The 10825-nt window shown below is 61.1% G+C and carries 12 protein-coding genes; 3 read left to right on the forward strand and 9 right to left on the reverse strand.

Annotation, left to right across the window (positions count from 1 at the left end; translation table 11 throughout):
- Positions 1-7: 7 nt before the first annotated feature.
- Both VE934_RS09410 and VE934_RS09415 read right to left on the reverse strand, forming a co-directional pair.
- Complete coding sequence (locus tag VE934_RS09410; protein WP_324886714.1) at positions 8-454, reverse strand: YybH family protein; 447 nt, start codon at positions 452-454, stop codon at positions 8-10.
- Between the two features lie 30 nt (positions 455-484).
- Positions 485-1279, reverse strand: a complete 795-nt coding sequence (locus tag VE934_RS09415) for a hypothetical protein (RefSeq protein WP_324886715.1) — start codon at positions 1277-1279, stop codon at positions 485-487.
- 47 nt (positions 1280-1326) lie between these two features.
- Between VE934_RS09415 and VE934_RS09420 the strand changes: the two genes are divergently transcribed.
- Genes VE934_RS09420 through VE934_RS09430 form a run of 3 tightly spaced genes read left to right on the forward strand, consistent with a single transcriptional unit; the run spans position 1327 to position 3423 of the window.
- Positions 1327-1926: a LemA family protein gene (locus VE934_RS09420; protein WP_324886717.1), complete on the forward strand. Its 600-nt coding sequence runs from the start codon at positions 1327-1329 to the stop codon at positions 1924-1926.
- Between the two features lie 34 nt (positions 1927-1960).
- Positions 1961-2881, forward strand: coding sequence for a TPM domain-containing protein (locus tag VE934_RS09425; RefSeq protein WP_324886719.1), 921 nt, complete (start codon positions 1961-1963; stop codon positions 2879-2881).
- A gap of 5 nt (positions 2882-2886) precedes the next feature.
- Positions 2887-3423 carry a TPM domain-containing protein gene (locus VE934_RS09430; RefSeq protein ID WP_324886721.1) on the forward strand — a complete coding sequence of 179 codons (537 nt, stop codon included), beginning with the start codon at positions 2887-2889 and terminating at the stop codon, positions 3421-3423.
- A gap of 100 nt (positions 3424-3523) precedes the next feature.
- Here VE934_RS09430 and VE934_RS09435 read toward each other — a convergent pair whose 3' ends face one another.
- The 7 genes from VE934_RS09435 to VE934_RS09465 form a co-directional block, all read right to left on the reverse strand.
- Positions 3524-4684, reverse strand: a complete 1161-nt coding sequence (locus tag VE934_RS09435) for a Gfo/Idh/MocA family oxidoreductase (protein WP_324886723.1) — start codon at positions 4682-4684, stop codon at positions 3524-3526.
- Positions 4685-4693: 9 nt separating this feature from the next.
- Positions 4694-5701 carry a sugar phosphate isomerase/epimerase family protein gene (locus tag VE934_RS09440; protein ID WP_324886726.1) on the reverse strand — a complete coding sequence of 336 codons (1008 nt, stop codon included), beginning with the start codon at positions 5699-5701 and terminating at the stop codon, positions 4694-4696.
- Positions 5702-5791: 90 nt separating this feature from the next.
- A complete protein-coding gene (locus VE934_RS09445) occupies positions 5792-6763 on the reverse strand; it encodes a substrate-binding domain-containing protein (protein WP_324886728.1) in 972 nt (323 codons plus the stop codon).
- Between the two features lie 75 nt (positions 6764-6838).
- Positions 6839-7843, reverse strand: coding sequence for an ABC transporter permease (locus VE934_RS09450; protein WP_324886730.1), 1005 nt, complete (start codon positions 7841-7843; stop codon positions 6839-6841).
- Positions 7824-9308: a sugar ABC transporter ATP-binding protein gene (locus VE934_RS09455; RefSeq protein WP_324886732.1), complete on the reverse strand. Its 1485-nt coding sequence runs from the start codon at positions 9306-9308 to the stop codon at positions 7824-7826. Before VE934_RS09455 ends, VE934_RS09450 begins: the two co-directional genes overlap by 20 nt.
- Positions 9305-10504, reverse strand: coding sequence for an ROK family protein (locus tag VE934_RS09460; RefSeq protein ID WP_324886734.1), 1200 nt, complete (start codon positions 10502-10504; stop codon positions 9305-9307). The genes VE934_RS09455 and VE934_RS09460 overlap by 4 nt, the downstream gene beginning before the upstream one ends.
- A 152-nt stretch (positions 10505-10656) precedes the next feature.
- Positions 10657-10800, reverse strand: coding sequence for a hypothetical protein (locus VE934_RS09465; RefSeq protein WP_324886736.1), 144 nt, complete (start codon positions 10798-10800; stop codon positions 10657-10659).
- Between the last annotated feature and the right edge of the window lie 25 nt (positions 10801-10825).

Genomic DNA, 10825 nt, shown 5'->3' on the forward strand with positions numbered 1-10825 from the left:
CTCTGTCTTAATGCAGCACCTGCGGACTGTCCGATATCTCCTGCATTTCGCGCGGTGTGCCGGGACTGGTGTGGTGCGCCACCATGCGCCAGCCCTGTGCGGTCTTGTGATACACGTTGGTGGCAATCACAAAGGCGTGGTGCGGACCTTCTTCAGTCAGCACTTCGATGCGCTCGAGCACGCTGTGCACACTGGCGCTCATCACCTCTACCTTGCGTACTTTTTCGGCATGCGCCCGAATGCTGCCGTTGGCAAACATGGCCTCGAATGCTGCGCGTATGGCGCCCGCACCCACCACGCGCGGCCCGCCTGGGTGCACACACACAATATCGTCCTCGTCAGCCCAGCAGAGCATCAATTTCTCGATGTCGCCGCTTTGCAGCGCTTCGTAAAAAGCGGCTTCAATGTCGTCAGCGTTGCCGGTGCTGGCAGGGGAGACTTTGGGTTTTCGCATGTTTCCGTCCGGTTAAGCGCGCATGAGTACTCAGGCACTTTGCTCCGTATTAAGCCACGCCAGCACGCCGTCCTGAAGGTTGGGGGCTTGCACCACCCGGGACAGCAACTCGGGGCCCGCAATATGCACCCCGGCGGGCATGACGCGAAGGGCTGCGTCCACGAATTCCGCGAGCTTGACCGTTCTGACCGGTTGTTCTGCAGATGGAATCATGTATTTGAATATGGACAACATCCAGCGCGCGACTTTTTCAAAAAAAGAGCCGCCAGACAAGCCGGCATGCTTTTGCGCCGATCGCACCAGCAACACCCGCTCAAATCCCAGCGCGACGACCTCCTGCTCGTCAATGCTGGCCAGGCCGTGCCTGAGTGCGTGCGGCAGACTGCCCTGTGCATGCGGCAAAACCAGCACCAGCGTGCGCACGCCGCAGCGCCTGAGCCACTTGGCCAGGGTCACCAGTTCGCCGGGCAAGGGCGTCCACAGGGCGCGCTCGCGGTCGTGGTACAGACGCGGTGGCTCAAACATCACGACACCGGTCTGCGCGGGAATGCGGGGTAGCGGCCAAGCCGCTATGTCACCTCCGCCAACCAGCTCTATGCCCACTTGCGCCAGGCCGGCGGTGATGGGCTCGCGGGCCAGTACCCGGGTTTGCGCAAAGCAGCCGCTGCCTGCCAGCCGGCGCAAAACTTCGCTGCCAAGCGCGCCTGTGGCGCCCGCCACCAGCAATGTGGGTTTGACGCCTGCCACTGGGGCAACGGGGCGAAGCGATGCCTGCAAGACGTGCAACGGGCTGGCTGCGGACGGGGCGTTGGCTGACGGAGACATCATTTTGGGTATGGTAGTGTTCTGCATAACATTTTTGGAGGTCTCCCATGACATCACGATTTTTGAGCTGGTCCCTGATGGGCGCCTTTGCCCTTCTTCTGTCTGGCTGCGGCTACAACAACTTTCAGTCGCTGGACGAGCAAACCAAATCTGCCTGGTCCGAGGTGCTGAACCAGTACCAGCGCCGCGCCGACCTGGTTCCCAATATTGTCGCCACGGTCAAGGGTGAAGCTGCATTTGAACAGGAGACGCTGACCAAGGTGGTTGAGGCGCGTGCCAAGGCGACCTCCATTCAGGTAACGCCCGAGACCTTGAACGACCCGGCCGCGTTCAGCAAATTTCAGGCTGCGCAGGGTGAACTGGGCAGCGCGCTCAGCCGCCTGATGGTGGTGAGCGAGCGTTATCCCGACCTGAAAGCCAATCAGGGCTTCCGCGACCTGCGGGTTCAGCTTGAAGGCACCGAAAACCGCATCACCGTGGCACGCAACCGCTACATCCAGTCGGTGCAGGAGTACAACGTGTTGACACGCAGCTTCCCCAACAACATCACCGCCATGATTTTTGGCTACAGCGTCAAACCCACTTTTGCAGTGGCGAATGAAGCCCAGATCTCAGCACCGCCCGTGGTGGACTTCAACAAGAAGTAAGCGCCCGCCCACCTTTCCTGTCCAACTCCGCTTCATGTCTGGCCTGACCGCGCGCACTGCTGCGCTTGTTTTCTGGGTGCTGGGTGCCTGCTGGCCGGCGCTGGGCTGGGCGCAGGATGTGCAGCCTGTGCCAGCCCTGACCGCACGCGTGATGGACAGCACCGGTACGCTGGATGCCGGGCAAGTTCAGGCGCTGGAGGCCAAGCTTGCGGCCTTTGAGCAAAGCCGCGGCGCGCAAATTGTGATGCTGATGGTGGCAACAACGCAGCCCGAAGACATTGCAGCCTACGCGCAGCGGATTGGCGACAGCTGGAAGATAGGCCGCAAGGGCATTGGTGACGGTGTGCTGGTGGTGGTTGCCAAAAACGACCGCAAGGTGCGCATCGAAACCACCAAAACGCTTGAAGGCGCCATCCCTGACCTGGCGGCGCGGCAGATCATCGACAGCGCCATCACGCCCAACTTCAGGCAGGGCAACTTTGCCGCCGGGCTTGACGCAGCTGCCGACCAGCTCATCGCGCGCATCACGGGGGAAAACCTCCCCACCCCGGATCAGCAGAGCATCCCCGCTCTTGGTGACGGGATTTCGTGGACCGACATGGCGATCTTTTTGTTTTTTGCCGTACCTATTGGTGCGCGCCTTCTATCTGGCGTACTCGGGCGAAAACTGGGATCGGTTGCAACAGGCGGCGCTGTCGGCGGCCTCGCCTGGCTTTTCACCAGCAGTGTGCTGATAGGCGGCATTGCCGCATTTGTCGGTTTGATCTTTGCGTTGATCGCCAGCGTCGGTTCGCTGGGCGGCGGCCGCAGGTCCTCTGGATGGGGCGGCGGCGCTGGCGGTTTTGGCGGCGGTGGTTTTGGTGGCGGCGGCGGAGGGTTTGGCGGTGGTGGCGGTGGCTTCAGCAGCGGTGGCGGCGGAGACTTTGGCGGAGGCGGCGCCTCGGGCGACTGGTAGACCTCATGATGAACAAGCTCACACTGATTTTGCGGCACTTATGGCTGGACGCGTCCGACGCCGAGCGGGTGATTCCGCCAGACGTGTTGACCCGCGTCACGCAGCGCGTTGCCGCAAGCGAGCGACGCCACAGCGGCGAAATACGCATCTGCGTCGAAGCCTCATTGCCGCTGAGCTACCTGGCCAGGGTGGGCAGCCGCAGTCCGCTGCCTAAAGTCATACGGGAGCGCGCCATTGCCATGTTTGGCAAGCTGGGCGTGTGGGACACCGCGCAGAACAATGGTGTTTTGATCTACGTGTTGCTGGCCGAGCATGCGATTGAAATCGTCGCTGATCGGGGCCTGAACACACACGTCACACCTGAGCAGTGGAAAACACTGGTGGTGCACATGGGCGCGGCGTTTCGCGAGAAGCGTTACGAGGATGGCCTGACCCACGGCCTGGAAGAAACGTCAGCAGTCCTCATGCAGCACTTTGCGTTGACGCCGGGTCAGGCTTTCGACAACGTCAACGAATTGCCTGACGCGCCTCAATTGCAGTAAAACCCATCCCGGGACGTCCCCAAGGCGAGGGTTATGCATCAAATCAGCATTTTGCCCTTCATTCACGGGCGCAAGCAGCTATTGATTTAATAGCAAGTGTTTATTGCACAGCCGTCCACTTGCGATCACTGCTGGCGGACTCCACCACTTTCTCAATGAAATGGACGCCGCGTGCGCCATCGGCCACGCGGGGGTAGTCAGCCGCCAGCGTATCAGCCGGGCAACCTGCCGTATGAGCCCGAATGTCCGCTGCCACGCCGAGATAAATGTTGGCAAAGGCCTCGATGAACGACTCAGGATGCCCGGCCGGCAAACGGCTCGCACGGCGGGCGGATTCACACAGCCAGGGCGAACCGCGCGTGAGGATTCTGCGCGGACCATCCAGCGGTGAGTGCACCAGGTGGTTGGGATCTTCCTGGCGCCAGCTGATGGTGCCCAAGGTGCCAGAGACCTGCAGGCGCAAATCATTCTCCAGCCCCGCTGCCACCTGCGACGCAATGATGACGCCGCGCGCGCCATTGGTGTAGCGCAGCAGCAAGTGTCCATCGTCGTCCAGTTGCCGGCCTTGACCAAAAGTGGTCAGGTCAGCGCAAATGCTTTCCAGTGTCAGCCCGGTCACCGTGGCCGCAAGGTTTTCGGCGTGCGAGCCGATGTCGCCCATGGTGCCGACCCGGCCGCCGCGTGCAGGGTCCATGCGCCAGCCGGCCTGCTTGTTGCCCTGCCCCTCCACCGCGGTGGCCAGCCAGCCCTGGTTGTATTCAACCGTGACCTTGCGGACCTCGCCCAGCACACCGCTGCGCACCAGATGGCGTGCTTCGCGCACCATCGGGTAGCCGGTGTAGTTATAGGTCACGCCGAAGACGGTGCCGCTTTGCTCAACCGCGCGCACCAGGGCGTCGGCTTCTGAGCCGCTATTGACCAGCGGCTTGTCGCACACCACATGAAAGCCAGCCTCAACAAACGCCGCCGCCACCGGGTAGTGCAGATAGTTGGGCGTGACGATGCTCACGAAATCAATGCGCTCTTCAGGCGGACGCTCCAACTCATCGGCCAGCAGCGCCTGCCAGTCTCCATGGTTGCGGTCATCGGCCAGCCCCAGCGCGCGTCCCGAGGCGGTGGCTTTCTCCCAGTCGGAAGACAAGGCACCGGCCACAAAATCAATCTCGCCATCCAGCGCCATGGCCTTGCGGTGCACAGCGCCAATAAAGGCATCGCGCCCGCCACCCACCATGGCGAAACGCAGTTTTCTGTCAAATGTCATGAGGTCCTCTTACGATTTGTCGCGCGCGAAGGCGGCGTCAAATGCACCAACAGCTGGCGTGAAATCCAGGCGCTTGCAGAAGGCAGCGCTTTCGGTGGCGCCATGCACGCGGTCCATGCGGCTGTCTTCCCACTCGACTGAAAGAGGCCCCTGATAACGGATGTCATTCAGCGCCACGATGATGGATTCAAAGTCCACCAGGCCGCGGCCCACGCTGCGGAAATCCCAGAAGCGCCGTGCATCACCAAAGCTGGTGTGACCGCCAAACACGCCCACCGTTCCGTCGCCGCGACCCCACCAGACGTCCTTCATATGGACGTTATAAATGCGCTCTTCAAACAAACGCAGAAAGCGGACATAGTCAACGCCCTGATACGCAAGGTGACTGGGATCAAAGTTGAAGCCAAAGCGTTTGTGTCCCTTCACCGCCTCAATAGCGCGTTTCGCCGAAGCAATGTCAAAGGCGATTTCTGTCGGGTGCACTTCCAGTGCGAAGTTGATGTCGTGCTTTTCGAACACATCCAGGATAGGCAGAAAGCGCTGTGCAAAATCGGCAAAGCCTTTGTCCCAATACGCTTGCGTGGTGGGCGGGAAGGCATAAATTGAATGCCAGATGGATGAGCCGGTAAATCCCGTCACGGTCTTCACGCCAAAACGGGCCGCAGCTTTGGCCGTGTCCTGTAGCTCGGAGGCCGCGCGCTGGCGCACACCCTCAGGCTCGCCATCGCCCCACACATGTGGCGGCAGAATGGACTGGTGGCGCTCGTCAATCAGATCACACACCGCCTGACCGACCAGATGATTGCCAATGGCAAAACACTGCAGGCCATGCAATGCCAGCAAAGCCCGCTTGTCCTTGATGTATTGGTCGGAGGCGAGCGCCTCCTGCACATTGAAATGGTCGCCCCAGCAGGCCAGCTCCAGCCCGTCATACCCCATGCTTTTGGCAAGCGGTGCCAGCTCCGCAAGCGGGAAATCGGCCCATTGGCCGGTAAACAGGGTGACGGCTCTAGCCATGGCTTTCCTCAAAAAATCTTGATCAAAAATAAAACAGCTCGGGGCTGGTGCAACACCAAGGACCCCGAGACTCACACACTCAGCCCGTGCTTAGAACGGCGAGTTCGGGTAGTAGAAGTCTTTGGCGTTTTGCTTGGTGATCAGCACCGATGGGACGATGTTGCTTGCGGGCAATTTTTCACCCTTCAGCCGCGCCTCGCCCGTCATCTTGATCGCGTCGTACATGAACTTGGGCGAATAAGACACATTGGCCTGGATCAGCGGGTCGCTGCCGTCCATCAGGGTTTTGATCGCGCCCTTGGCACCCGCGCCACCGAACACCAGCTTGATGTCCTTGCGTTTTGCCTGATCGATGGCCTTGAGCACGCCCACAGCCATGTCGTCATCGGCGGCCCAGACCGCATCGATCTCTTTGAAGCGCGTGAGGTAATCCTGCATGACCTTGAAAGCATCGTCGCGGTTCCAGTTGCCGTGCTTGGCATCCAGCAGCTTGATGCCGGGGTGGTTTTTCATCACGGCGTTAAAGGCGTCCATGCGCTCGTTGTCGATGGTGGTCGGGATGCCGCGCAGCGCCACGATGTTGCCCTTGCCGCCCAGCGTTTTGGCAATGTGCTCGGCGGGGATCTTGCCGAAGGCGGTGTTGTCGCCAGACACGTAGGCATCCTGTGCGCTGGTGTCGGTCAGGCCGCGGTCAACCACGGTGACGTAAATGCCCTTGGCCTTGACCTGCGCCACCGGCTTGGTCAGCGCCGCAGATTCAAACGGAAAGACGACCAGCGAGGTGATCTTGCTCACCGTCACCAGATCCTGCAACTGGTTAGCCTGCTCGGAAGCATTGGCTGCCGTTTTGACGATGACCTTCATGCCGGGATTGGCTTTCTCCAGGTCTTTCTTGGCCTGGTTGGCCCAGTACACGGCACCGGCCATGAAGCTGTGCGTAGCGGCCGGCATGGACACGCCCAGAACTTCTTTCTTCTTGGCTTGCGCCATGGCAGGTGCGCTCAAGGCCAGCGCGGCTGCGCTGATGGCCGAGAGGGCCAGCCTGCGGGTGATTGTTTTCATTTGTCTGTCTCCTTCGATATCGTTAAAAAAAATAGCAGCTTGCGCCACCGGCGGGGAAAAAATCAGTGAAGAACCTTATCGCTTGCCGCGCTGCATAAACGCGACGGCGATGATGACGAAACCCTGCACCGCCGCGTTGAGATAAACGCTGATGATGCTGGTCAGGTTGAGAATGTTGCTGATGACCGAGAGCAAGATCGCGCCGACCACCGTGCCGGTGATGGTGCCGGCGCCGCCCTTGAGCACGGTGCCGCCCACAATCACTGCGGCAATGGCTTCCAGCTCCCAAAGCAGACCGGTGGTGGGGGATGCAGAGCCCAGGCGCGGGACATACAGCAGCGTGGCAATACCGACACACACGCCAAGCAACACATAAGTCAGTATCTTGATGCGGTGCACATCCACCGCGGCGTAATGCGCCACCTGCTCGTTGGATCCGATGGCCTGCACATAACGCCCGTAGGCCGTGCGGTTCAAAATCACACCGCCCGCCAGCGCGACCAGCAGGAAAATCCACACCGGAAACGGCACGCCCAGCAGATTGGCGTAATACACCGGGCTGTAAACATCAGACAGCGAGTTATCCAGCGTGATGGCGCCGCCGTCAGAAAAGTAAGTGAGATAGGCCCGGAAAATTCCCAGTGTTCCCAGCGTGACGATGAAGGGTTCAATCCTGCCCTTGGTGATCAAGAGGCCATGCGCCAGACCAAAGGCCGCACCCAGCACCACCGACAGCACCATGCCCGCAGCCACCGCCATGAGCGGCGAGTCCAGCACAGGTGCCATGGCATTCATGAAAAGAATCACTGATCCGGCAATCAGTGCCGCCATCGAGCCCACAGACAAATCGATGCCGCCTGAGATGATCACAAAACACATACCGACGGCGAGGATGCCGATGAAGGCCGTGCGGGTCAGCACATTCATCAAGTTGTCGTAGGTGGCAAAGTTTTCGTTCAGCAGTGTCCCGGCCACGCACAACAGCACCAGGCCGACGACGGGGCCGAGGCCATGCAGCTTGCTCCACCAGTGGGCGGCGTGGCGCGGCGCGCGCGGGGTATCAGCGGGTTCCTGTGGCATGGGCAATCAACTCCTCTTCGGTCAGCTGGGCGTCCTGCAGGGTAGAAATCAGGCGGCCGGCACGCATCACAGCAACGCGGTGGCACAGCCCGATCAATTCCATCAACTCGGACGAAATCACAATGACAGCGAGCCCGCGCGAGGCCAGCTGCTGAATCAGGTAATAAATTTCGCGCTTGGCACCCACGTCGACACCGCGGGTCGGCTCGTCCAGCACAACAACTGCTGGCGCCGGATGCAGAACCTTGGCCAGCGCCAGCTTTTGCTGGTTGCCGCCTGAAAGTGCAGACGCGGGGACATCAAGCGAGCCGGCGCGTATGCCGTACTCTGCGACGGCTTGCTCAAGCGCAGCGCGTTCAACCTGCGGTTTTAGCCACGGCCTGGCATATTTCTCCAACGCCATCAGGGTCAGGTTTTGCCGCAGACCAAAGTTGACATGCAGGCCCTTGCCTTTGCGGTCTTCACTGAGATAGGTCAAGCCCAGGTGCGCCGCATCGCGCGGGCTGCGCAGCGTCACTGCACGGCCCTGCAGCTCGACCTGACCGGCCGCACGCTCGCGAATGCCCAGCAGTCCTTCAAACAGCTCGGTACGCCCCGCGCCGACCAGGCCTGCAAAGCCCAAAATTTCGCCGGGCTGCACCTGAAAACTCACTTGCGTGGCCCAGCCCGGCACGCTCAACCCGGTGACCTTCAAGGCTGGCGCAGCCGGCTCCACCGGCAGCTTGGGCGGAAACAGATCAGCCAGTTCACGACCCACCATCAGGTTGGCCATTTGGCGCCGGGTCACCGCAGGCGTCGGCTCCCGCGCGACCAGCTTGCCGTCGCGCATAACGATCACTTCGTCCGTGATGCGCTCAACCTCATCAAGTTTGTGCGAGATGTAAATGATGGTGGTGCCCAGCGCCTTGAGAGAGGCCATCAATTCAAACAGCCGCTCGGTTTCGCCGGGTGTCAGGGTGGCGGTCGGCTCGTCCATGATGAGCAGCCGCGCATGGCGGGCCAGGGCGCGCGCAATTTCTACCATCTGCTTTTCCGCGACGATCAACTGGCGCACGCGGGTGTCAGGATCTATGTCCAGACCAACCTTGGCCAAAGCCTCAGCCGCCTCGCGGCGCATGCGCACATCGTCCAGAAAAAACCCGCGCTTGAACTCGTGTCCGAGAAAAATGTTTTGCGCGATGGTCAGGTCTTCAGCGAGGTTGAACTCCTGGTGAATCAGCACAATGCCGAGGTCTTCCGCCTGGCGTGAGCCGCTGAAGCTGCAGGCGGCGCCGTCGACCAGCAACTCACCGCCAGTCAGGCTTTCGTACCCGGCCAGAATTTTCATGAGGGTGGATTTGCCGGCACCGTTTTCGCCCAGCAATCCGTAGATGCGGCCGGGCTGCAGGTCCAGGCTTACGCCATGCAGCACCCGCACCGGACCAAACTCCTTGACCGCGTCACGAAACTCGATGGCGACACTCATCGCAGCACTCCCGCAGCCTTCAGGCTTTCCTGCATGGCCAGCACGCCGGCACCGACCAGGCCGGCATCGTCGGCCAGCGGTATGTACTGGATCTCCAGCTGGCGTGTAGACAGCGCCAGCGAGCGCTGGTAAACGCTTTGTCGCACAGACGCCAGAAACAGCGGCCCCATGCTGGCAATACGCCCCGCAATAAAGACATTGGACGGGTTGAAAAAGTTGACCACCGAAGCCAGCATCTCACCCACCAGATTGCCGGCGCGCTGGATGATGGCGTTGGCCTCGACGTCCCCAGCCCGGCTGGCCTGGGCGACGTCTTCTGCACTTAAGGTGCCCTGGGCCTTTAGCCGCTCGGCCAGCAGAGGACTGCGCCCAGCGGTGGCCGCCTCCACAGCCATGCGAGAAATCGCCTGCGCGCCGGCCATGGCCTCAACGCAGCCGCGGTTGCCACAGTGGCACAGCGGGCCGGAGCGATCCACACAAATATGGCCCACGTCGCCCGCCGAACCATTGGCCCCGCGGTAGACCTGGCCGTGGCACACAATGCCGCAGCCGATGCCGGTGCCAATCTTGATCACCAGAAAGTTCTGCAGGCTGCGCTGCAGCCGCCACAGCTCACCCAGCGCCATGAGGTTGACGTCGTTGTCGACAAAAACCGGGGCTGCATAGTCCTCACGCAAGTAGTCGCGGATTGAAAAACCACCCCAGTCCGGCATCAGCGGCGGGTTGACCAGCTGGCCCCTGTCAAAGTCCACCGGACCGGGCACCCCAATACCGATGGAGATGACCTGACGTGCAGCCAGCCCGCAGCGCGCCAGCAGCTCGCGCATCAGCACGCGCATACGGGCCAGCACCACACCGGGACCCTGGCGCACATCCACAGCTTCAGTGTGGCGGGCCAGTACGGTGAGATCGGGTTTCAGGATGGCCAACTGCATGCTGGTGGCGCCCAGGTCCACGCCCAACAGGACACCCAGCGACGCGCTGAGCTGCAGGGTTTCGGCCCGGCGTCCGCCTGAGGAGTCCTGCAAGCCGACTTCGTCCAGCAGGCCTTCGTCCAGCAAGGCGGCGACCATCGCATTGGCCTTGCTTTTGGAGTAATCCAGGCGCTCGGCAAGCGCATGGCGCGACGCGCCAGCCGACCAGAATATGGTCGTCAGCAGATCGAGATCATCCACACTGCGGTTTTGCCAGCTCACCAAAGCTTGTCTCCTGTCTTGCACCTTTATCGGTGCTTTTCAGAATGTTAGGCGGGTGACTTAAGCCAGGCAAGACTTAACTTAGGCCAATTTCAGGCCTAAGTTAATCACTCAGGAAGGTTTTTGAGCGTTCCGCAGGGGGGGCGGCTCGGTTAATGCGACAGCAGGACACCCAGCGCCGCGACTGTGCAAAGAAGCAGCAGCCCGCGCTTGAGCCAAATGCTGCGCGACCTTCGTGGCTGTGTACTGGGAGAGGCGCCATCTTCCCAACTCACGCTGTCCAGAATGCTGTCCATGATCCCGCCTTGTATGTGTTTTCGG

Source organism: Polaromonas sp. (assembly GCF_035638815.1).
In the GTDB taxonomy this organism is placed as follows: domain Bacteria; phylum Pseudomonadota; class Gammaproteobacteria; order Burkholderiales; family Burkholderiaceae_C; genus Polaromonas.